Consider the following 21,291-nt stretch of genomic DNA (forward strand, 5'->3'; position numbering starts at 1 on the left):
TAGTTCCGCACTGGAGCGGTGGGCGGGGGAAAGGGTGTGGGCCCCCGATGCTGGATCGAGGGCCCACACCAGGGGGGTCAGCGTCGGGTGTCGCCCTGGTACAGGTCGTCGATCCCGTCGCTGTCGCCATAGGTGTCCTTGCCGCCGACGGTCAGCACCGTGCCCTCGGCCCGAGCACGCAGCTCGGCGGGTGCCAACGCCTTGGCGACGTGGTAGGCCACGACGGCCACGATCGTGCCGAGCGCGATCCCGGTGAGGGAGAAGCTGTCGGTGAACTTGAGCGTGACGTTGCCGATGCCGATGACGATGCCCGCGGCGACGGGCACCAAGTTGATCGGGTTGCCGAAGTCGACGCCGTTCTCCTTCCAGATCTTGGCGCCGAGCAGGCCGATCATGCCGTAGAGCACGACCGTGATGCCGCCCAGGACGCCACCGGGGGTCGACGCCACGAGGGCACCGAACTTCGGGGAGAACCCGAACAGGATCGCGACGAGCGCGGCGACGTAGTAGGCGGCCGTCGAGTAGACGCGCGTCGCCGCCATGACCCCGATGTTCTCCGCGTAGGTCGTCGTCGGCGAGCCACCCACCGCGGAGGCCACCACCGTGCCGAAGCCGTCAGCGGCGATGGCTCGGCCCATGTAGGGGTCGAGGTCGGTCTTCGTCATCTCGGCGACGGCCTTGACGTGGCCGGTGTTCTCCGCGATCAGGGCGATGACGGCGGGAACGACCAACAGGATGGCGGCCATCGAGAACGAGGGTGCGTGCCAGCCCACGACCTCCTTGCCGGCAACGACCTCGGTGTGCGGGGGGAACCCGAACAACGCGGCGTCCTTGATGCCCTGGAAGTTGGTGCGGAAGTGCGTGGTGATCTTGCCGGCGCCGGGGTCGAAGGCCGTGATCTGGCCAAAGCCCTTGTCGAACAGCCACGACACGACGTAGCCGAAGATGAGCGCGAGGAAGATCGCGATCCGGCCGATGAAGCCCTTGAAGGCGACCGCACAGATGATGGTGAAGGTCATCACCAACAGCGCAACCCACTGGTCCTGTGGCCAGTAGATGTTGGCGACCACGGGGGCGAGGTTGAAGCCGATGAGCATGACCACGGCACCGGTCACGACAGGCGGGAGCACCTTGTGCAGCACGCTCGATCCGAGGAAGTGGATGAGCACGCCCACGAGCGCCAGCACGACACCCGCGACGAGGATCGCACCCGTGACGGTGGCGGAGGTGGCCCCCGCCTGTGCCCGGATGGCGACGACGGCGCCGACGAACGAGGCCGACGTCCCGAGGTAGCTGGGGACCTTGCCCTTGACGATCAGGAGGAAGCAGATCGTCGCGACCCCGCTCATCATGATCGCGAGCTGGGCGTTGAGCCCCATGATCAGGGGAAAGACGAACGTCGCTCCGAACATGGCCACGACGTGCTGGGCGCCGAGCCCGACCGTCTTGCCCCACGACAGTCGCTCATCGGGAGCGACGACGTCGTCGGGGCCCATGGTGCGACCGTCTCCGTGCAGTTTCCAACCCAGGCCCAATGACATGCGGACTCCTTATCCACCAGCGGGGCCACCCTTGGTGACGTGGCCCACAGTCCCGTTCGGGATAGGCGAAAACTAGCGGCCAGACCGCCCGCTGCATTGGGCAATTGTTGCTATCGGGGCCGGAGCGGCTTTCGGCAGAGTATGCGGAGTGGCGCGCTCGCTTTGCGGGCTCGGCAGGAGTCGAATGGGCTGTGCCGCGTCCCTCCCGCCAGAGGGCGCGGCACCTTCATGCCCAGGCGGCATACCTGCGGGGTCAGATGCCGCGCATCTGGTGCACCTTGAGGGCCAGGGCCAGCTTGAGCCGCAGCTGGGGGTCGGTGGTGAAGGGGCCGAGCATCTTCTCGAGCTTCACGATCCGGTAGCGCAGCGTGTTGTAGTGGAAGAACAGCTGGCGGGCCGTCTCGGCGACGTTCATGTTGGTGTCGATCAGGATCGAGAGCGTGCGGCGCAGGTCGACGTTCTCGGGGGAGTCGTCGGCCGCCAGGCCGCCCAGCGACTCGTCCACGAACCGGCGCAGGTCGGCGCTGTCGGGGATCAGCGCGAGGAGGCGGAAGACTCCGAGGCCGTCGAAGTGGGTGACCGCCGAGTCGCCGTGGAGCTGGCGCCCGACACTCACCGCGCTGAGCGCCTCCTCGTAGGCCTGGGGCAGGTCCGCGACCGAGTCGATCGGCCGCGAGACGCCCGTGGAGAAGGTGCGCCGGCCGCCGCCGCCGATGCCGCTGATCACCCGGACGACCTCGGAGACCGTGCGCATGATGGAGTCGGTGTCCGCGCTCGGGGAGACGCCGCACAAGGCGACGACCTCCTGGCTGAACCCCATGACGGGGGCTCGTGGATCGCGCACCGCCATCGCCTGGCTCCACGCCCGCGAGAAGCGTTCCTGCAGGACCCCGACCTCCTCCGGGGGGCGCGTCGAGTGCGCGTCGTCCTCGTCGGTCTCGGCCACGACCACCACGAGCCTGCGGTCGATGTCCCAGCCCAGCGAGGCCGCGTGGGCAACTGCTTCGGTGGGGGAGCCGGCCCGTCCCGACAGGGCGTCGCGCAGGAACTCGGCGCGGTACTTGCTCTCGACCGCAGAGACGGCCTGCTCCTTGGTGATGGCCAGGGCCGCCACTGTCGCCGCGCGCTCCAGCAGGTGGACGTCGTCGGCGGTGAGGGGGCGGTCACCCACGAACGCGGCCAGCAGCCCGTGGTTGAGGTTGCCCGCCGCGATCCGCACCATGGCGCGACGGGCGTTGGCGCCGTGCGCGGGGCGGATGCCGACCGGTTCGTGCTCGGTGATCAGCCGCCCGGTGCGGTCGAAGCAGTCGAGGGCCAGGGCCGCGGCGAGGTCGTCCTCCGAGCCTGCCCTGGCCAGCACGCGACCGTCGCTCGTGGTCACCATCGCGGCGCCACCGAGAAAGCCGGCCAGGCGCTGGCAGAGGTCCTCCAGCCCGCCACCGGCCAGCACGACCCCGACCAGGATCTGGTGGGCCTCCTCGACCCGTTGGAGGATGCCTGACTGCTGGTCCAGCACTGCGCCGAGGACGTCGGTGACCATCCGCTCGGGCGCGGCCGTGGCGGAGGCCAGCACCAGGGGGAGGCCCGTCGCGGCAGCTCGGGTGCGCCAGTCGCGGAGCTGGACGGCGGTGCCGCCGGCGATGGCGATGGCCGTGGCGCCGTCCACCGAGGACTGTTCGAACGGGTCGCGCCCGGCCGCCTCCCACGCCGCGACGGTGTCGGCGTCCGCGCAGACGAGGTGCTGGCGCGGGTCCGGCGCGGCGCCGAGCAGCGAGGCCCGCATCACGCCGCGTGGCGGCTGCTCGGGGTCCTGGAGCAGCTCGGCGCCGGCGAGCGACGGCAGGGCCAACACGGCCTCGAGGCTCACCCCGCCGACGAGGTCGTGGCTGGGCGCCTGGGTCGGGGGGGCCGCTGGCAACTCCGCGTCAACCAGGCTGCCATCCTTGGCAACATTCACCATGAGGCGACTGTAACGGCAGTCGATAGCGTCGCTGCGTCAGTCCGAGGAAACGAGGAACCCGTCCGCGCCGGAGGTCGTTCGTGACAGCGTCCGTGACTGGGCTCGCGTCAGAGCTCGCGACTGGGCCCGAGCCGTTGTGGCCTGCCGCGGTGTCCGAGCGCGCGGTCGCGCTGGTGCACGGGCCGGCTCGCAGGGCGACGGTCCTCGCCACCTTCCCCACGGCGCTGTACCTCCAGGTGGGCAGTCACGCGCGAGTCCTGCCCATCGTCACGCCCGGCGGCCTGCGTCTGCCGACGGCCCTGGCCGTGGCCACGCCGTTGCCCACCGTCGGGTGGGGTGTCCAGCCGGGCGACCACGTCGTCGTGGGCGGCGGAGACGTGCTTCTGCCCTACGTCACGATCCGGGCCGTCCGCAGGTGGAGGCCGCACCCGGTCCACAGCGCGGCGGTCCACCAGGGTCGCGTCGGCGCCCGCCTCTCGTCCCTTCGCCTGGGCTGGCGCACCCCTGCGCGAAGCCTGACCGAGACCCTTGCGAAGGGTGACCGGGACGCCCTCCCGGATCGGGTGCACGCGCTCGTGGGCACGGGCCCCGGCCTGACCCCCAGCGGCGACGACGTCCTGTGCGGCGTGCTTCTCGGCCTGCGCCTGCACCCGCGCGGCTCGGACTCACTGGTGGACCGGTTGTGGCACGCGGTGCTCCCGAGGCTCAGCACCACCACGAGCCTTTCGGCCGCGCTGCTCACCGAGGCGGCCGAGGGGTATGCCGTGGTGCCAGTCGTGCGCCTCACCGAGGCTCTCGCGGGCTTCGACCCCACCGACCCGGCCGCGTCCGGCGAGGTCGACCTGGCCGTCCGGGCGGTGCTCGCCATCGGCCACTCGTCGGGGGCCGACCTGCTGGGCGGGCTCGCGGGCTGCCTCGACGCCCTCGACGCCCTCGACGCCCTCGACGCCCTCGGGGCCCTCTTCCCCCTCGACAGGGTGGACCACACCGATCCGCTCGCCCAGCCCCCTGGACCGGCCATGACCCACAGGAGCCTTCAGTGACCGACCACCTCGAACTGCGCGGCGGGGCCTACTACGACTCAGTCAGCCTGATGCAGGTCTCCCGGCAGGTCGCCGGGGCGCCGGGCGTGGCCGCAGCCCAGGTCGCCATGGCCACCGAGCTCAACCTCGAGGTGATCGGCGGCATGGGGTTCTCGGTGCCGGACAGCGCCCAGCCCAACGACCTCGTCGTCGCGATCCGAGCCGACGGGGAGGACGGCGTCGCCAACGGGTTGGCCGCCCTCGAGACCGCGCTGGCCGCCCTCAAGTCGGCTGGTTCCAGGGCCGGTGGCTTCGGCGAAGCGCCCGCGCCGCGCACGCTCGGCCGGGCCGTCGCCGTCGGAGGGGCCAACCTCGCCCTGGTCTCCGTCCCGGGGCAGTACGCCACCGTCGAAGCCTTCGACGCCATCGACCGGGGCGTCTCGGTGATGCTCTTCTCCGACAACGTGCCGGTCGAGGACGAGGTGCGGCTCAAGGACGCCGCGGCCGCCCGCGACGTGCTCGTGATGGGTCCGGACTGCGGGACTGCCGTGGTCGGCGGGGTCGCGCTCGGCTTCGCCAACGTCGTCGAGCGGGGACCGGTTGGCATCGTGGCGGCCTCGGGCACGGGCGCGCAGCAGGTGATGGCGTTGCTCGATGCCGCCGGCGTGGGGGTGAGCCACTGCCTCGGGGTCGGGGGGCGCGACCTCTCGGCTGCCGTGGGTGGGCGTTCCACGAGGCAGGCGCTCGCGGCGCTCGCCGCGGACGCAGCAACCGAGTCGATCATCGTCGTCTCCAAGCCGCCGGTCGCCGAGGTGCTCGCCGACCTCGAGGGGTATGCCGCGGGGCTGGGCAAGCCGGTCCACTGGGCGACGCTCGGGGCAGGTCGCCCCGACCTGACGGCGGCCGTCGAGGCCTTCCTCCGTGAGTCCGGGCGGGACGTTCCGACGTGGCCCTCGTGGCAGCCCCTCCTCGACCCCGAGTCCTTGCCGGACCCGACGGGTCCCGGCACGTCGGATCCCGCGAAGACCGATGGGGCGGGGGCGCAGGCAGGGGAAGCGCCGAGTGGAAGGTATCTGCGCGGTTTGTTCTGCGGAGGCACCTTGGCGGACGAGGCGATGCTGGTCGCGAGCGGTGAGCTCGGCGGCATACGGTCCAACATCCCGCTCGCTCCTGAGCTGGCGCTCGACGCGGGCCTGCGGGCCGACGACCACGTCGTGATCGACTTCGGCGACGACGGGCTGACCCGGGGCAGGGCACACCCGATGATCGACCCGACCTTGCGGCTGGAACGGATCGCAGCGGAGGGAGAGGACCCCCACTGCGGAGTGCTCCTGCTCGACCTGGTCCTGGGTCATGGTGCCCATCCCGCCCCGGGGCCCGAGCTGGCCGGAGCGATTCGTCGTGCTCGTGAGGCGGCGCGGGCCGGCGGGCGCGAGCTGCCGGTGGTGGTCTCGCTCACCGGCACCCGCGGCGACCCCCAGGACGTCGGCGTCACGGCTGCGGCACTCTCCGAGGCCGGCGCATCGGTCCACCTGTCCAACGCCGAAGCCACCAGGACGGCCCTGTCGCTCCTGTCCGACGCCGACCCCACCGGAGGATCCAGATGACCGCGACTCTGCACGGGCTGCTCGGCGCGGACCCGGTGCTCGCCACGGCCGGCGCCTCGATGTTCGCCGACGCCCTGCGCGACCAGGCGGTCGTCGTGACCGAGACGGACTGGCAGCCGCCGCTCGACGGGACGGCACCCCACCTCGGCATCGTCCTGGGGGACGCGCGCCGCACCGCTGCGAACGCCCTTGCGCTGCAACGGATGACCGCCGCCGGGGCGGACTTCGTCGACGTGCGTCCGGCCCAGGAGGCGCTGGGGCTCGAGCGCGGGACGTTCCTGCACGCGGGTCCTCCGATCGAGTGGGACCGCGCGTCCGGCCCGCTCAAGGGCGCCCTCATCGGCGCGATGCTCTTCGAGGGGATGGCCGACACGGCCGAGGCGGCGGAGGCCGCCCTGGCCCGCGGTGACGTCCAGCTCGAGCCGTGCCACCACCGCGACGCCGTGGGTCCGATGGCCGGCGTGATCTCACCCTCGATGTGGGTCTACGAGCTGCGCGACGAAGTTCACGACCACACGTCCTGGTGCTCGCTCAACGAGGGACTGGGCAAGGTGTTGCGCTACGGCGCCTTCGGCCCCGAGGTCATCGACCGGCTGCACTGGATGAACTCCGTCCTGGGGCCGTTGCTGCAGCAGGCGATCCGCGCCGCCGGACCCATCGACGTCAAGTCGATCATCGCCCAGATGCTCCAGATGGGCGACGAGGGCCACAACCGCAACCGCGCTGGCTCGCTGATGCTGCTGCGCGAGCTGCTCCCCTCGCTCATCGTCGCCGACGGGTCGTCGACCGACATCGCCGAGGCGGTGCGCTTCTCGGGTGCCAACGAGCACTTCTTCCTCAACCTTGGTATGCCGGCCTGCAAGCTCTCGACGCTGGCGGCGGAAGGGATTCCGGGCTCCACGGTCGTCACCACCATGGCCCGCAACGGGACCGACTTCGGCATCCGGACCGCCGGCACCGGGGCTCAGTGGTTCACGGGCCCGGCCAACACCCCAGAGGGCCTGTTCCTGGGCTCCTACGGACCGGACGACGCCAACCCAGACATCGGCGACTCGGCGATCACCGAGACCGCGGGCATCGGCGGTTTCGCGATGGCGGCCGCCCCGGCCATCGTGCGTTTCGTCGGCGGCGACGTGCCGCTCGCCCTGCGGGCCACGCGCACGATGTACGAGATCACCGTCGGCGAGCACACGGCATATCAGGTGCCCATCCTGGAGTTCCGCGGGACGCCGACCGGGATCGACGTCGCCGCTGTGGCCCGCACCGGGATCCTGCCCCAGATCAACACCGGCATGGCCGGTCGCGTGGCGGGGACCGGCCAGGTGGGCGCCGGGCTGGTGACGCCACCGGCCGAGTGCTTCACCCAGGCGATCGCCGCCCTCGCGGCCCAGGCGCAGTCCTGAGGCCCGGTGATTCGTCGGCGATTCGTGGTCGCCGACGGAGGTGAGGCGGCGGCGTGGCAGGATACGGGCTCGTGACGGCACGCATCCTCGACGGCAAAGCGGTCCTGGCGACCATCAAGGACGAGCTCCGCGGACGGGTCGACGTGCTGCGCGAGCACGGCGTCGTGCCAGGGCTCGGCACCGTGCTCGTGGGCGATGACCCAGGCAGCCGGTGGTACGTCAACGCCAAGCACCAGGACTGCGCTGAGATCGGGCTCACCAGCATTCGTCGCGACCTGCCCTCGACCGCCACGCAGGCCGAGGTCGAGGCCGTCATCGACGAGCTCAACGCCGACCCGGAGTGCACGGGGTTCCTCGTGCAGCAGCCGACCGGGCTCGACGAGTTCGCCCTGCTGTCCCGGGTCGACCCGACCAAGGACGTCGACGGGCTGCACCCCACCAACCTGGGCTGGCTCGTCCTGGGCAAGCCGGCGCCGCTGCCCTGCACCCCCGCCGGCTGCATCGAGCTGCTGCGCAGGTTCGACGTGCCGATTGCCGGCGCACGGGTGGCCCTGGTCGGTCGCGGGATCACCGTGGGTCGCCCGCTCGGGCTGATGCTCACCCGACGCAGCGAGAACGCCACGGTCGTCCTGTGCCACACCGGCACCCGCGACCTCGCCTCCGAGGTGCGCCAGGCCGACATCGTCGTCGCCGCAGCCGGCCAGCCCGGGCTCATCACGGCCGACATGGTCAAGCCCGGAGCCGCGGTGCTCGACGTCGGCGTCAGCCGGATCATCGCCGAGGACGGCAGGTCCAAGGTCGCCGGAGATGTCGCTGACGACGTGGCCGAGGTGGCCGGGTGGGTCAGCCCGAACCCCGGAGGCGTGGGTCCGATGACCCGCGCCATGTTGCTGTCCAACATCGTGGCAGCCGCCGAGCGTCAGCTCGTCGAGACCTCGGCCTGACCCGGATGACCGCGCCGCGCCTGGGCTGGTGGTGGGTCGCCGCCCCGGTGCTCCTGCTCGGCGTGGTCCTGTTCCTTCTCGACGAGGTTCGCCCGGCCGGCTACGTGATCGCGGGCGGCCTCGGCTTGGCCGCGTTGCTGCGGCTGGTGCTCCCCACCGCGCGCAGCGGTGGCCTTGCCGTCCGATCGCGAGGCGTCGACGTGGCAACCATGGCGGTCCTCGGGGTGGCGTTGGCGTTCATCACGTCGGTGCTCGACCTGCGTCCCCGCGGCTGACTGCGGGACTTGTTGCCACCTGGTGGTCATCCTGGCGTGGGATCGGGTCTGCGTGACGATCTCCCGGCACCAAGTGCGGGGCGCGCGGGACTTGTTGCCACCTGGTGGTCATCAGGGGCCGGGATCTGGCCTGCGTGACGATCTCCCGGCACCAAGTGCGGGGCGCGCGGGACTTGTTGCCACCTGGTGGTCATCAGGGGCGGGGATCGGGCCCCGGTGACGATCTCCCGGCACCAAGTGCGGGGCGCGCGGGACTTGTTGCCACCTGGTGGTCATCCTGGCGTGGGATCGGGTCTGCGTGACGATCTCCCGGCACCAAGTGCGGCGCGCGCGAGACTTGTTGCCACCTGGTGGTCATCAGGGGCGGGGATCGGGCCCCGGTGACGATCTCCCGGCACCAAGTGCGGGGCGCGCGGGACTTGTTGCCACCTGGTGGTCATCAGGGGCGGGGATCGGGCCCCGGTGCCGATCTCCCGGCACCAAGTGCGGCGCGTGCGGGACTTGTTGCCACCTGGTGGTCATCCTGGCGTGGGATCGGGGCTGCGTGACGATCTCCCGGCACCAAGTGCGGTCGGCAGCGACGTGAAAGCGGCCGCCCCCAGCAGGGACGGCCGCTTCGAGGTGGCGCGTGGCCGGGTCAGCCGAGCAGGCCCAGACCGCGCACCGCCTCGCGCTCCTCCTCGAGCTCCTTGACGGAGGCGTCGATCCGGGCGCGGGAGAAGTCGTTGATCTCCAGGCCCTGCACGATCTGCCAGTCGCCGTTGCTCGTGGTGACGGGGAAGGAGGAGATGAGGCCCTCGGGGACGCCGTAGGAGCCGTCGGAGCGCACCGACATCGAGACCCAGTCGCCCTCTGCCGTGCCGAGCGCCCAGTCGCGGGCGTGGTCGACCGTCGCCGACGCGGCCGAGGCGGCGGAGGAGGCGCCCCGGGCGTCGATGATCGCAGCGCCGCGCTTGGCGACCGTGGGGATGTACGTGTCGGCCAGCCACGCCTCGTCGTTGATGAGCTCGGCGGCGTTGCGCCCCCCCACCTCCGCGTGGAACAGGTCGGGGTACTGCGTGGCCGAGTGGTTGCCCCAGATCGTCATGTGGGTGATGTCGGTGACCACCGCACCGGTCTTGGCAGCCAGCTGGCTGATCGCGCGGTTGTGGTCCAGGCGGGTCAGCGCCGAGAACCGCTCCTGCGGGATGTCGGGCGCGTTGCTCATGGCGATGAGGGCGTTCGTGTTGGCCGGGTTGCCAGTCACCGTCACGCGGATGTCATCTGCCGCAACGGAGTTCAGCGCCTTGCCCTGGGGGGCGAAGATGCCGCCGTTCGCCTCGAGCAGGTCGCCGCGCTCCATGCCCGGACCGCGGGGACGAGCTCCCACCAGCAGGGCGTGGTTGACGCCGTCGAAGACCTTCTCGGCGTTGTCGCCGATCTCGACCTTGGCCAGCGTCGGGAAGGCGCAGTCGTCGAGCTCCATGACGACACCCTCGAGCGCCTTGAGCGCCGGGGTGATCTCGAGCAGGCGCAGCTCGACGGGGGTGTCCGGGCCGAAGAGCGAACCGCTCGCGATCCGGAAGAGGAGGCTGTAGCCGATCTGGCCGGCGGCGCCGGTGACGGCGACCTTGACGGGGGCAGTGCTCACGGTGGGACCCTTCGCGTCTCTGGTGGGGTGACTGTCGTCGACGCTAGCAGGCGCCGCGCAGCACGCAGCCGGGTGGTTAGGGTCGTCTCATGCCGACTCCTGACTTCATCCTGGCGCTGCGTGAGCGGGTCGGCACGCACCCTCTCTTCCTGACGGGCGTCAGTGCGGTGGTGCGCAACTCGCAGGGGGAGGTCCTGCTCGCGCGCCGCGTCGACAACGGCCAGTGGGCCCTCGTCAGCGGCATCCTCGAACCGGGGGAGCAGCCCGCCGAGGGGTTGCGTCGCGAGATCGAGGAGGAGACCGGGGTGGTGGCCACCATCGACGACCTGACCGGCGTCTGGACCCTGCCTCCGCAGGAGTACCCGAACGGCGATCGCGCCCAGTACCTCGACCTCTGCTTCACCGCGACGTACGTGTCCGGGCAGGCCCGGGTCAACGACGACGAGTCGCTCGACGTCGGCTGGTTCGCGCCGGACGACCTCCCCGAGATGATGGAGCGCTCGCGGGTGCGCCTCGAGCGCGCCCTCGCGTTCCGCGGTCACGCCTGGTTCGAGGGTTCGGATGCTCCCACCGGCCGGTATGCCGCCGCGCCCGCTGACGGTGGTCCGCTCCACGACGCTGGAACGCCGGCTCTCGCAACCTTTGCGGCAGCCGGCCGCCAGGTCGTGCTGCGACGGGCCACCGTCGCGGACGTGGGCGCGGTCGTCGCCCTGATCGCCGACGACCAGCTCGCCGCGGGCCGGGAGGACCCCGGCGACCTCGCGGCATACCTGCGGGCGTTTGCGGTGATCGACGCGGACCCGGCGCAGCTGCTCGTCGTCCTGGACGACGGAGGCGTCGTGGTGGGCACGATGCAGGTGAGCTTCATCCCCGGGCTGTCGCGCGGTGGCGCGCTGCGCGGGCAGGTCGAAGCCGTCCGGGTCGCGGACAGCCACCGCGGCCAGCGGCTGGGGGAGCAGATGATCCGGTGGGCGGTGGCCGAGGCAGCCCGCCGCGGCTGCGCCCTCGTCCAGCTCACGACCGACAAGAGGCGCGCCGACGCCCACCGGTTCTACGAGCGGTTGGGGTTCACGGCCTCACACGTTGGGTTCAAGATGACGCTGAGGGGCGACGAGGCCTCCACGACCGAGGAGCAGCGATGAGCGGAAGCGGCACGAAGGACGACCCCTGGGCACTCAAAACGCCCCCCGGGACCGGTGACTACGCGATGTACCGCGACGACGACGCCGACCCGGCCCAGCTGGTTTGCCAGGTGGGCTCGACCAAGCTGCTCTACGACGCGCGGGTCGTCGAGGATCTCCATGCATGGCTGCGCGAGCAGGGTGACTGGGTGCCGCTGGGCAGCGCCGACGAGCAGAAGCCTGCCAAGGACGGCACCGTCGAGGCGTGGGGCCGCTCGGAGTCCAACCCGGTCGGCGGGTGGTACGGCCTGCGCAAGGGTTACCGCGGCCGGGTCGGCATGTACCTGCCGCCCCTGCTCGAGGAGCTCGGGCTCGCGGAGGTCGAGCACAACCCGCGCAACAACCGGATGCGGGCCATCTGAGGCAGCGCACCCTTCGTCGGTCGTCGCCCGGTCGCCGGCTGCGAGCGGGTCAGGCGACCGGGCGCAGGCGCAGCACCGGGATGACCCGGCTCGTCTTGGTCTCGTAGTTGCCGAAGCCGGGTCGTTCAGCCACGATTCGTGGCCACTGCTCGGCGCGATCGGCCGGGCTGAGCTCCTCCGCGTCGACGCTGAACGTCCGGGTGCCGACCTCCACCTCGAACCGCGGGTTGGCGAGGACGTTGTGGTACCAGTCCGGGTTGGTCGGCGCGCCGCCCTTGGACGCCACGACGAGCATCGAGCCGTCGTCCTGCGGGAAGTAGACCAGCGGCGTCACCCGCACCGTGCCGCTCCTGGCACCGATGTGGTGCAGCAGGATCATCGGCGCGCCCTGGAAGTACCCACCGACCTTCCCCTCGTTGGCGCGGAACTCCGCGATCACGCCTTCGTTCCAGTCGCTCATGTCCGGTGCAACCCCTCGGCGCGGCATCCGATTCCGCGCGGAGTCACGCCAGGGAGGCGAGGGCCTCGTTGAAGGTGGCCGACGGGCGCATCACTGCCACGGTCCTCGCCTCGTCGGGCCGGTAGTAGCCCCCGATGTCGGCGGGGTGTCCCTGCACACCCAGGAGCTCGTCGTTGATCGTCGCCTCGTTGGCGGCAAGGGACTGCGCCACCTCCGCGAACGACGCGGCGAGCTCTGCGTCCTGGGTCTGGGTGGCCAGCTCGTGGGCCCAGAAGAGTGCGAGGTAGAAGTGGCTGCCACGGTTGTCGATCTGACCGACCTTGCGGGCCGGGCCCTTGTTCTCGTTGAGCAGCCGCTCGGTCGCCCGGTCCAGGGCCTCGCCGAGCACCTCGGCGCGAGCGTTGTCGGTGCTCGTCGCCATGTGCCGCAGGCTCTCGGCGAGGGCCAGGAACTCGCCGAGGCTGTCCCAGCGCAGGTAGTTCTCCTGGACCAGCTGCTGGACGTGCTTGGGGGCCGAGCCCCCTGCACCGGTCTCGAAGAGGCCACCGCCGTTCATCAGCGGCACGACCGACAGCATCTTGGCGCTGGTGCCGAGCTCGAGGATCGGGAACAGGTCGGTGTTGTAGTCGCGGAGCACGTTGCCGGTGACCGAGATGGTGTCCTCGCCCTTGCGGATCCGCTCGACCGACAGCGTGGCGGCGTCGACCGGGTTCAGGATCTGGAGGTCCAGGCCGTCGGTGTCGTGGTCGGCGAGGTAGGTGGTGACCTTCTCGATGAGGTTGCGGTCGTGGGCGCGGGTCTCGTCGAGCCAGAAGACGGCGGGCGTCCTGGAGGCGCGGGCGCGGGTGACGGCGAGCTTGACCCAGTCCCGGATGGGGGCGTCCTTGGTCTGGCAGGCGCGCCAGATGTCGCCCGGTGCCACCTCGTGCTCCATCAGCACGTCGCCGGCGGCGTTGACGACCTGGACCGTGCCGGCCTCGGCGATCTCGAAGGTCTTGTCGTGGCTGCCGTACTCCTCGGCCTTCTGGGCCATCAGGCCCACGTTGGGCACCGAGCCCATCGTGGTCGGGTCGTAGGCGCCGTGCGCGCGGCAGTCGTCGATGACGGCCTGGTAGACGCCCGCGTACGAGCTGTCGGGGATGACAGCGAGGGTGTCGGCCTCGGCGCCGTCCGGGCCCCACATGTGGCCGGACGTGCGGATCATGGCCGGCATGGACGCGTCCACGATGACGTCGCTGGGCACGTGCAGGTTGGTGATCCCCTTGTCGGAGTTGACCATCGCCAGTCGTGGGCCGTCGGCGAGGCCCTTGTCGATCGCGGCCATGATCTCGGCGCCCTTGTCGCCCAGGGCGCCCAGGCCGTCGATGATCGAGCCGAGGCCGTTGTTGGCTGACAGCCCGGCCGCAGCGAGGTCCGCTCCGTAGGTCGCAAAGACGTCGGGCAGGAACGCCCGCACCACGTGGCCGAAGATGATGGGGTCGGAGACCTTCATCATCGTGGCCTTCAGGTGCACCGAGAAGAGAACGTCGTCGGCCTTGGCGCGGGCGATCTGCTCGGTGAGGAAGGAGTCGAGAGCGGCGACGCGCATGACGGTGGAGTCGACGACCTCGCCCTCGAGAACCGTGAGCCCTCCCTTGAGGACCGTCGTGCCGTTGTCCGTGACGAGCTGGATGGTGAGGGTGTCGTCCGTCGGGAGGACCACGGACTGCTCGTTGGAGCGGAAGTCGTCGACGCCCATCGTCGCGACGTTCGTCGCCGAGTCGGGGCTCCACGCACCCATCGAGTGGGGATGCTTGCGAGCGTAGTTCTTCACCGCGGAAGGAGCCCGACGGTCGGAGTTCCCTTCGCGCAGAACGGGGTTCACCGCACTGCCCTTGACGCTGTCATAGCGGGCACGCGCGTCGCGCTGCTCGTCGGTGGTCGGTTCGTCGGGGTAGTCCGGAAGGGCGTAGCCCTTGGCCTGCAGCTCGGCGACGGCAGCCTTGAGCTGCGGCACCGAGGCCGAGATGTTGGGCAGCTTGATGATGTTCGCCTCTGGCGTCGTGGCCAGCTCGCCCAGCTCGGCCAGGGCGTCGCCGATCCGCTGGTCCTCGGGGAGCAGGTCGTCGAACGCCGCGATGATGCGTCCCGACAGTGAGATGTCGCGCGTCTCCACGTCGACCCCGGCGGTCCCTGCGAACGCCTCGATCACCGGGAGGAAGGAGTAGGTCGCCAGCATCGGCGCCTCGTCGGTCAGGGTGTAGATGATCTTGGCCATGGAGGCGACTCTCTCCTGAGGTGGTCTGGATGTCGAAGCGGTGCGGAGACGACCTTCAGGCTATCGGCCCTTCGAACTGTCGTCCCTCGACCTCGACCACAGTATCTTGATATCAAGATACTCGCGCAACCGGCCAGGTGGTGGACCCGTCAGGTGGTGGGCTTGAGGTCGTCCGGGTCGACGACCCCGGTGATGTCCTCGTCGCGGCGGTCGACGCCGGTCACCAGGTGGTAGGTGGCTCCTGCGATCGCGGCACCGACGACGGGCGCCAGCCAGAAGGCCCACAGCTGGCCCGGGGCGCCGTTGCCGTTGAAGAAGGCGACGGCGGTGGACCGTGCAGGGTTGACCGAGGTGTTGCTGATCGGGATCGAGATCAGGTGGATGAGGGTGAGCGCCAGCCCGATGGCGATGGGGGCGAAGCCGGTCGGCGCACGGTCGTCGGTGGCGCCGAGGATGACGTAGAGGAAGAAGGCGGTCAGGATCGCCTCGGCGCACAGCACGGCGACGAGGGTGTACCCGCCGGGGGAGTGGTCGCCGTAGCCGTTGGCGGCGAGGTTGCCCGTGGCGTCGAACCCGGAGACTCCGCGCGCGATACCCCACAGGGCCAGGCCGGCCACGAGTCCCCCGACGACCTGCGAGCCGACGTAGGCCGGAACGTCCCGCCACGGGAAGCGCCTGGCGACGGCGATGCCGACCGTCACAGCGGGGTTGAAGTGCGCCCCCGACACGTGCCCCACGGCATACGCCATCGTGAGGACGGTGAGACCGAAGGCGAGGGCAACGCCCAGGAACCCGATGCCGACCTGGACGCCCTGACCGGACATGACGTTGGGGGCGAGGTACTTCGCCGAGAAGATGGCGCTGCCACAGCCGCCGAAGACGAGCCAGAAGGTGCCCAGTGCCTCTGCGCCGAGGCGCGAGGTCAGTGCCGGTGTGCGCATGTAGCTCCCCTTGGTGCGGCGGATGGTGCGACCGGTGGGCCCCCGTGGCCCCTTGCCCGGACCACTCTGCCGCACCGTCGCGTTTTGCACACGCGCGACACCCGGATCCGCCGACACCGCGGGCCCGCCTCCGGGCGTCCGTCCGGCCGAGGAGACCCGCCCATCAGCCAAAAGGACTAGGTGACGATCAGTGGATACGTCGAATGAATGAGGTCATATCCGGACAAACAATGTCATTGAAGATTCATTTCTTTACCAAATGCTGGTGAAACTCAACCCTGTCCTTTACGTTCAGCGCATCATCAAAACGAGTCTGCGGGGCTCGGGAGCGGGGTTTCGATGGATCAGCAGGGGATCGTCAGGGACAGCGGCACGCCGCTGGTGAGTCGGCGCACGGTCGCGCTCGGGGCTGCATGGTCGGTGCCGGTGATCGTCCTGGCGACAGCCGCGCCCGCTGCGGCTGCGTCGGGGGGCGCGCCCGTGGTGGCTGCCACGGTCCTGGCGGACAAGGTGGCGGCCCACAAGTTCGACACGAAGACGGTCAACTTCACGATGACGCTGACCAACACCGGAACGGCTGCCGGGTCCGTCGAGGTCCTCTCGGTGACGTCCGACGCCACGACCGGAACCACGGTGGGTGTGCCGACGACGACCATCGTGCCGGTCGGGAGCAGCGTGCCGGTGAGCTTCTCGTACACGTACGAGGGCAACGCGGGGACCGCCACCTACACGATCAGCTACCGGACTGGTGGCGGTTCGGTCCAGATCATCACAGTCACCGCCTGAGCTCAGTCGGTCGTCATGGTGCGGTCAGGCGGCACGCGCGACACCAGTCCTCGTGACTCCAGCTCGGCCAGGAACGCGACCACGTCTGGTTCGACTTCGGCAGCAGGGATGCCGAAGTCATCCGCGACGCGGGCGACGACCTGGGCGGTCGTCGGCTGGTCGTCCAGGGCCTGCCAGATGGCGTGTGCCGAACCCTCCATGACGAAGGGCCGGGCGGTCTGGGGAGTGGTCAGGTCGAGCACGACGACCCGGCCCGGTGACTGGACCACGGCAACGTCGGGTTGGCGGCGCCACACGGCGTCAGTCAAGTTCCACCAACCCCTTGGCGGCCAGTGTCCGCAGTGCCACCTCGGTGGACTCGACGGCATCGACACCCTCGGGCGCCGGGCCGAAGGTGGCCAGCAGCACGTCGACGAGGTCCGAGGCCGGGGTCCAGTCGGGGCACGAGTCGAGCAGCGTGGTGGCCAGGGCCGACAGGCGCACCACCTCCCGTCCGACCAGCACGACGGCCTCCCCGTCCCGTTCCACCCGGTCCGCCGCCGGCAGGTACCGCGCTCTCACGCCGTCCCACCCACTGGCCCGTCCACCCCTGGTTCGTCCGCAGGCAGCCCGTCCACCAGCAGCCCGTCCACCAGCAGCCCGTCCACCAGCGGCCCGTCCACCAGCGGCCCGTCCGCCAGCAGCCCGTCCACCACCCCGGCCAAGTCGGCCGACTCCCGATAGGTGATCCGATGCACACCACCGAGCGACTCACACAGCGCCGCCAGGCGCTGCAGTGGTCGTGCCATCTCGGGCAGGTGCGACGTCTGGGGCACCAGGGCGACCAGCGCGTCGAGGGTGGGCAGCGTCTCGACGATGGGCTCGCCCTCGTGGGAAGGGTCACGCTCGAGCAGGCAGAGCGCGGCAAGCCGCACGCGCCGGGCGGGTGCCACGAGGCCGACCTCACTGGGCGGGGTCTCGTTCTTGAAGAGGCTGTCCGGGGTGCGGCGGATCGACAGCGGTTTGGGATAGGGCACGACCGTCCGGTCGTCGAGCACCACGGTCGTCTCGTCGGTGACGTACCAGCGACCCGGACCCAGGATGCTGACCAGGGTCGTCTTGCCGGTGCCGCCCGCCGCCACGAAGGCTGCGGCAGCGCCCGTCAGCGGGTCGGCGATGCAGGCGGCGTGCAGCATGAGGCACTCACCGGCGCGGGCGTCGATGGCAGACAGGGTGATCCGCTGGGTGAGCGCCTGCAACAGGTCATCGAGCTCGCGGCGGGAGACCGCGCCTCCGGCATCCGCAGCGGCCCAGGCGTCCGGGTCGCTGTCGAAGACGACGTCTGCGGTGACCTCGCCGGTCGCGCCGGGCGGAGCGGCACAGAACTCCCAGAGCCGGGGCAGCCGGTCCACGACCTCAGCGGCCCGGTCGCCGCGCACCCGCACCTCGACGTGGACACCGAAGGCGTCCACGACATGGCGGCTGGAGGTCTCCAGTTCGACTGCGGTCACAGGCCGCACAGTAGAGCAGTCCGCACCACTGCACGGGGCAACCGCACCCCTGCAGCCACGCGCGTCGACAACGCACGTCAGGAGCAGCAGTGGAACTGACCGACTACCTCAGGGTGCTCCGGGCGTACTGGCGCGGCGTTGCCGCCTTCGTGCTGCTCGGTGTCGCGGTCGCGGCCGGGGTCAGCCTGGTCCAGCCCAAGGTCTACCAGGCCGACGCGAGCGGCTTCGTCAGCGCCGGCACCACCAACTCCGCCGGTGAGGCGTCCGTCGGGGACAGCCTGGCCAAGTCGCGAGCAGCGTCCTACGTCGACCTGGCGAGGTCCCGGGCCACCGCACAGACGGTGATCAGCGACCTCGGCCTCGACGCCGCCCCCGCCAGCCTCATCGGCGCCGTGTCGGTGTCACAGCCCCTCGACACGGTGCTCATCAAGATCAGCGCCCGCGCCTCGACCCCTCGCTCGGCGCAGCAGCTGGCGGACGCGTGGGTCCAAGCGCTCAAGCAGCAGGTGGACCAGGTCGAGAACCCCTCCGGCTCCTCGACCCAGGCCCTGCGCATCGTCCCGATCGAGTCGGCTGCCCTGCCCTCCTCGCCCGTGTCGCCGAACACGACCCGCAACGTGGGCCTCGGTTTCGTCGGTGGTCTCCTCCTCGGCTTCGGGTATGCCGTGGCCCGCAGCCAGCTCGACCGCAAGCTCCGCCGGGCCGAGGACATCGAGCGCGAGTTCGGCGTCACCGTGGCGGCCGCGATCCCGGCGAGCCCCGCCATGGTCCGCAAGCGCGGCGCGCTCATCCCGCTGGTGGTCGGTCGCCCGAAGCTGAAGGACCCGGTGCACACCGCGGAGGCGTTCCTCAAGCTGCGTACGAACCTGCAGTTCATGGACATCGACAACCCGCCCCGCGTCATCGTCGTCACCAGCCCGCTGCCCGGGGACGGCAAGTCGACGATCGCGGCCAACCTCGCTGCCGCGCTGTCGATGTCGGACCGGCGGGTCGTGCTCATCGACGGTGACCTGCGCCGCCCGGTCGTCGCCGAGTCCTTCGGCCTCGTCGAGGGTGCCGGGCTCACCGACGTCCTCATCGGTCGGGTCGACTTCGCGGACGTGGCTCAGCGCGTGGCGGCCCTGCCCAACCTGACCGTCCTCGCAGCCGGCGGGATCCCGCCGAACCCGAGCGAGCTGCTCGGCTCCAAGGCGATGCGCCGGCTGCTGGACTGGCTGGCCGACAGCGGACACATGGTCATCATCGACGCACCACCGCTCCTGCCCGTCACCGACGGCGCCGTGCTCACGGCGGCGGCGGACGGTGCCCTCGTCGTCGTGACTGCCGGGAAGACCCTCGACACGCAGCTGGGGGCGGCGCTCGCCAGCCTGCACGCCGTGCAGGGCCACACCTTGGGTGTGGTGCTCAACCGGATCGAGCCCAAGGCTGCGGGCAGCGGCTACTACGGCGGCTACTACGGGACCGAGAAGTCCCACAAGGGCCTGCGCAAGGCCTCGCCGGACCGCAGGGAGGAGCTCCAACACGCACGCCAGCCCGAGGGCCGGCCCGTGCGGCTGGTCGAGGCGCTCGACCCGGTGGAGCGCGTCCAGGGAGTGCAGACCGTCCACGCGCTCGAGACCCCCCACGCGGCCGCGCCAGATCCGGCGGTCGAGGCGGCGCGGGCAGCGGCCGAGGCGGTCAAGGCAGCCCAGGCGGCGCGACCCAGCAAGCCCCCACGTGGCACGCCGCACGGCAAGCCGAGCGAGGCGGCCCCGCAGCAGCGCGCCCGGACCGCCGCAGGGGCAGGCCGCTGACGGCCGTGACCCCGGACGGACGTGGCGCCCGACGGACGGGCTGCTGATGGTCTGGCTGTGGACCGGTTGCTCAGCCGACGTCTGTCCCGCTGGACCGGACCACGAACGCGGCGAGGTCCCGGGACTGCTGGAGCCGGCTGGGTTCGTGGACGTACATCATGTGGCCGGCCTCGTAGTGACAGTGCTCGATGTTGCCGCGCAGTGACTCCGGGATCTCCAGGTGCGCCACGACGTCCTGTGCGCCGTAGTAGGGCGTGGCGCCGTCGTGGTAGCCGTAGGCGATGTGCACCTTGAGGTTGGGGTTGCCCCGCATGGCCCTCGCGAGCTGCGAGCTGACGTCGATCGGCTTGCCCTCGAACTCCTTGAACGACCACTCCGTCGACGCGAGCTCCGAGATCTGCGCGTAGGGCAAGTCGTTCTCGTAGCCGAGCTCGTCACGCACGTAGTGGTTCCACGCGGCGGCATAGGGACCGCTGATCGCGTCGTGGGACGGGTCGGCGTCCCACTTCTCGGCGTTGCCGTGCACGAGCTGCCCCGTGAACCGCGAGTCCAGCCGGCCCACCGCCAGCCCCTGGTCGCGCAGCAGCTCGGTGAAGAACCGGACGTGCTCGACCCTCAGGTTGGCGCGGTCGACGTACTCCTCGGACAGGCCGATCAACGCGGCGAGGCGACTCACGTGCTCGGCGCGCTCGGCTGCGGTGAGGCGTGACCCCCGCGACAACGCCCACGGGTAGTCGCGCGCGGCATACTCCTCCGCCTCGGCGAGGACGGTCTTGAGGGACTTCCGCCCGTGCTTGCCGTGGTGGTGGGCGGTGGCGGCGTAGGTCGGGAGGTAGTCGACGTGGGCACGGTCGTTGCGGAACTCGAAGTCGACCGTCGCGAGGTCGAGGACCGAGCTGATCAGCATGATGCCGTTGACGTAGAGGCCGTGGCGGGTCTGCAGGTGCTCGGCGAGGGCAGCGGCCCGGATGGTGCCGTAGGACTCGCCCGCGATGAACTTCGGTGACAGCCAGCGGTTGTGGCGGGTCGTCCACAGCCGGATCAGCTCGCCGACGCTCTCGATGTCGGCCTTGAAGCCGTGGTAGTCCTTGGGCTTGCCACCCTCGACGGCCCGCGAGTACCCGGTCGACACGGGGTCGATGAAGACGAGGTCCGACACCGCGAGCAGCGTCTCGGTGTTGTCCAGCAGGCCGTACGGCGGCGGCGTCGGGTTGCCCACGTCGCCGGAGTCGACCCGGCGCGGGCCGAGCAGGCCGAGGTGCAGCCACACCGAGCTGGAGCCCGGTCCGCCGTTGAACGCGAAGGTGACGGGGCGCTTGGTGCCCCGCGGCGCGTCGAGGACGTAGGAGGTGACGCTCAGCTCGGCCTTGGCCTTGTGCCCCTTGAAGACTCCGTCCTCGAAGACCTCCTCGCGCAGCACGATGCGCCCGGCTGTCGCCGTGTAGCGCAGCGTCCTGCGCCCGATCTTGAGGGTATGCCGCGTCGTCACGAGGTCGTCCGTCGGCGGCACCGGCGGTGCCTCGGCGTTGGGCTTGTCGGTCGGTGACTCGCCCCGGGCCAGGGGGGAGGACTCCGCGGATGTCGTGGGCGCGGGTGAGGTCTGGGTGGACTCGTCGGGCATGCGTCGCACCCTAGTGCG

The 21,291-nt window shown here is 70.9% G+C and carries 19 protein-coding genes; 9 read left to right on the top strand and 10 right to left on the bottom strand.

All coding sequences use genetic code 11. The annotated features are described in order from the left end of the window. Nucleotides 1-77: 77 nt before the first annotated feature. Nucleotides 78-1,496: a uracil-xanthine permease family protein gene (locus AC1DWP_RS12760; RefSeq protein WP_477614846.1), complete on the bottom strand. Its 1,419-nt coding sequence runs from the start codon at nucleotides 1,494-1,496 to the stop codon at nucleotides 78-80. A gap of 298 nt (nucleotides 1,497-1,794) precedes the next feature. Further along, nucleotides 1,795-3,501, bottom strand: coding sequence for a PucR family transcriptional regulator (locus AC1DWP_RS12765; protein WP_477614847.1), 1,707 nt, complete (start codon nucleotides 3,499-3,501; stop codon nucleotides 1,795-1,797). 80 nt (nucleotides 3,502-3,581) lie between these two features. Between AC1DWP_RS12765 and AC1DWP_RS12770 the strand changes: the two genes are divergently transcribed. The 5 genes from AC1DWP_RS12770 to AC1DWP_RS12790 all read left to right on the top strand — a co-directional run bounded on the left by AC1DWP_RS12770 (nucleotide 3,582) and on the right by AC1DWP_RS12790 (nucleotide 8,752). After that, nucleotides 3,582-4,544: an oxamate carbamoyltransferase subunit AllH family protein gene (locus AC1DWP_RS12770; RefSeq protein WP_477614848.1), complete on the top strand. Its 963-nt coding sequence runs from the start codon at nucleotides 3,582-3,584 to the stop codon at nucleotides 4,542-4,544. Next, nucleotides 4,541-6,130: an FdrA family protein gene (locus AC1DWP_RS12775; RefSeq protein WP_477614849.1), complete on the top strand. Its 1,590-nt coding sequence runs from the start codon at nucleotides 4,541-4,543 to the stop codon at nucleotides 6,128-6,130. Before AC1DWP_RS12770 ends, AC1DWP_RS12775 begins: the two co-directional genes overlap by 4 nt. Continuing rightward, nucleotides 6,127-7,533, top strand: a complete 1,407-nt coding sequence (locus AC1DWP_RS12780) for a YlbE family protein (protein WP_477614850.1) — start codon at nucleotides 6,127-6,129, stop codon at nucleotides 7,531-7,533. Before AC1DWP_RS12775 ends, AC1DWP_RS12780 begins: the two co-directional genes overlap by 4 nt. Before the next feature lie 71 nt (nucleotides 7,534-7,604). Continuing rightward, nucleotides 7,605-8,477, top strand: a complete 873-nt coding sequence (locus tag AC1DWP_RS12785) for a bifunctional methylenetetrahydrofolate dehydrogenase/methenyltetrahydrofolate cyclohydrolase (protein ID WP_477614851.1) — start codon at nucleotides 7,605-7,607, stop codon at nucleotides 8,475-8,477. 5 nt (nucleotides 8,478-8,482) lie between these two features. Further along, nucleotides 8,483-8,752, top strand: a complete 270-nt coding sequence (locus tag AC1DWP_RS12790; protein ID WP_477614852.1) for a DUF3017 domain-containing protein — start codon at nucleotides 8,483-8,485, stop codon at nucleotides 8,750-8,752. Nucleotides 8,753-9,389: 637 nt separating this feature from the next. Here the strand turns inward: AC1DWP_RS12790 and AC1DWP_RS12795 are convergent. Then, a complete protein-coding gene (locus AC1DWP_RS12795; protein WP_477614853.1) occupies nucleotides 9,390-10,382 on the bottom strand; it encodes a malate dehydrogenase in 993 nt (330 codons plus the stop codon). An 89-nt stretch (nucleotides 10,383-10,471) separates the two neighbouring features. On the opposite strand from AC1DWP_RS12795, the gene AC1DWP_RS12800 reads away from it, so the two are divergent. Together AC1DWP_RS12800 and AC1DWP_RS12805 are read left to right on the top strand one after the other, a co-directional pair. Then, complete coding sequence (locus tag AC1DWP_RS12800; protein ID WP_477614854.1) at nucleotides 10,472-11,524, top strand: GNAT family N-acetyltransferase; 1,053 nt, start codon at nucleotides 10,472-10,474, stop codon at nucleotides 11,522-11,524. After that, nucleotides 11,521-11,925, top strand: coding sequence for a DUF6855 family protein (locus AC1DWP_RS12805; RefSeq protein WP_477614855.1), 405 nt, complete (start codon nucleotides 11,521-11,523; stop codon nucleotides 11,923-11,925). Before AC1DWP_RS12800 ends, AC1DWP_RS12805 begins: the two co-directional genes overlap by 4 nt. Before the next feature lie 49 nt (nucleotides 11,926-11,974). On the opposite strand, the gene AC1DWP_RS12810 is transcribed toward AC1DWP_RS12805, so the two are convergent. The 3 genes from AC1DWP_RS12810 to aqpZ form a co-directional block, all read right to left on the bottom strand. Next, on the bottom strand, nucleotides 11,975-12,385 hold the full coding sequence (locus tag AC1DWP_RS12810) for a nitroreductase family deazaflavin-dependent oxidoreductase (RefSeq protein WP_477614856.1): 411 nt from the start codon (nucleotides 12,383-12,385) through the stop codon (nucleotides 11,975-11,977). A gap of 43 nt (nucleotides 12,386-12,428) precedes the next feature. After that, nucleotides 12,429-14,642, bottom strand: coding sequence for an NADP-dependent isocitrate dehydrogenase (locus AC1DWP_RS12815; RefSeq protein WP_477614857.1), 2,214 nt, complete (start codon nucleotides 14,640-14,642; stop codon nucleotides 12,429-12,431). 149 nt (nucleotides 14,643-14,791) lie between these two features. Beyond that, nucleotides 14,792-15,583, bottom strand: a complete 792-nt coding sequence (gene aqpZ, locus AC1DWP_RS12820) for an aquaporin Z (protein ID WP_477614858.1) — start codon at nucleotides 15,581-15,583, stop codon at nucleotides 14,792-14,794. Between the two features lie 339 nt (nucleotides 15,584-15,922). Here aqpZ and AC1DWP_RS12825 point away from each other — a divergent pair, with 339 nt between their 5' ends. Beyond that, nucleotides 15,923-16,369 (top strand): hypothetical protein, encoded by a 447-nt coding sequence (locus AC1DWP_RS12825; RefSeq protein ID WP_477614859.1) that lies wholly within the window; start codon nucleotides 15,923-15,925, stop codon nucleotides 16,367-16,369. Between the two features lie 2 nt (nucleotides 16,370-16,371). Here the strand turns inward: AC1DWP_RS12825 and AC1DWP_RS12830 are convergent, their stop codons facing one another. Genes AC1DWP_RS12830 through AC1DWP_RS12840 form a run of 3 tightly spaced genes read right to left on the bottom strand, consistent with a single transcriptional unit; the run spans nucleotide 16,372 to nucleotide 17,859 of the window. Beyond that, nucleotides 16,372-16,677: a PqqD family protein gene (locus AC1DWP_RS12830; protein ID WP_477614860.1), complete on the bottom strand. Its 306-nt coding sequence runs from the start codon at nucleotides 16,675-16,677 to the stop codon at nucleotides 16,372-16,374. Then, the gene (locus AC1DWP_RS12835) at nucleotides 16,670-16,930 is read right to left on the bottom strand and encodes a hypothetical protein (RefSeq protein ID WP_477614861.1); all 261 of its coding nucleotides are present in this window, start codon (nucleotides 16,928-16,930) and stop codon (nucleotides 16,670-16,672) included. The genes AC1DWP_RS12830 and AC1DWP_RS12835 overlap by 8 nt, the downstream gene beginning before the upstream one ends. Beyond that, the gene (locus tag AC1DWP_RS12840) at nucleotides 16,927-17,859 is read right to left on the bottom strand and encodes a hypothetical protein (RefSeq protein WP_477614862.1); all 933 of its coding nucleotides are present in this window, start codon (nucleotides 17,857-17,859) and stop codon (nucleotides 16,927-16,929) included. Before AC1DWP_RS12840 ends, AC1DWP_RS12835 begins: the two co-directional genes overlap by 4 nt. 89 nt (nucleotides 17,860-17,948) lie before the next feature. On the opposite strand from AC1DWP_RS12840, the gene AC1DWP_RS12845 reads away from it, so the two are divergent. Next, entirely contained in the window at nucleotides 17,949-19,652 is a 1,704-nt protein-coding gene (locus AC1DWP_RS12845) for a tyrosine-protein kinase domain-containing protein (RefSeq protein WP_477614863.1), read from the top strand. A 70-nt stretch (nucleotides 19,653-19,722) separates the two neighbouring features. Here the strand turns inward: AC1DWP_RS12845 and AC1DWP_RS12850 are convergent, their stop codons facing one another. Further along, the gene (locus tag AC1DWP_RS12850) at nucleotides 19,723-21,273 is read right to left on the bottom strand and encodes a S10 family peptidase (protein ID WP_477614864.1); all 1,551 of its coding nucleotides are present in this window, start codon (nucleotides 21,271-21,273) and stop codon (nucleotides 19,723-19,725) included. Nucleotides 21,274-21,291 lie beyond the last annotated feature (18 nt).

The organism is Pedococcus sp. P2_F6 (genome assembly GCF_056403675.1).

Bases quoted from the DNA above. Each gene is read 5' to 3' on its own strand.
- AC1DWP_RS12760 (WP_477614846.1), bottom strand. From the start codon at position 1,496: ATGGGCCCCGACGACGTCGTCGCTCCCGATGAGCGACTGTCGTGGGGC.
- AC1DWP_RS12765 (WP_477614847.1), bottom strand. From the start codon at position 3,501: ATGGTGAATGTTGCCAAGGATGGCAGCCTGGTTGACGCGGAGTTGCCA.
- AC1DWP_RS12780 (WP_477614850.1), top strand. From the start codon at position 6,127: ATGACCGCGACTCTGCACGGGCTGCTCGGCGCGGACCCGGTGCTCGCC.
- AC1DWP_RS12790 (WP_477614852.1), top strand. From the start codon at position 8,483: ATGACCGCGCCGCGCCTGGGCTGGTGGTGGGTCGCCGCCCCGGTGCTC.
- AC1DWP_RS12800 (WP_477614854.1), top strand. From the start codon at position 10,472: ATGCCGACTCCTGACTTCATCCTGGCGCTGCGTGAGCGGGTCGGCACG.
- AC1DWP_RS12805 (WP_477614855.1), top strand. From the start codon at position 11,521: ATGAGCGGAAGCGGCACGAAGGACGACCCCTGGGCACTCAAAACGCCC.
- AC1DWP_RS12810 (WP_477614856.1), bottom strand. From the start codon at position 12,385: ATGAGCGACTGGAACGAAGGCGTGATCGCGGAGTTCCGCGCCAACGAG.
- AC1DWP_RS12815 (WP_477614857.1), bottom strand. From the start codon at position 14,642: ATGGCCAAGATCATCTACACCCTGACCGACGAGGCGCCGATGCTGGCG.
- aqpZ (WP_477614858.1), bottom strand. From the start codon at position 15,583: ATGCGCACACCGGCACTGACCTCGCGCCTCGGCGCAGAGGCACTGGGC.
- AC1DWP_RS12825 (WP_477614859.1), top strand. From the start codon at position 15,923: ATGGATCAGCAGGGGATCGTCAGGGACAGCGGCACGCCGCTGGTGAGT.
- AC1DWP_RS12850 (WP_477614864.1), bottom strand. From the start codon at position 21,273: ATGCCCGACGAGTCCACCCAGACCTCACCCGCGCCCACGACATCCGCG.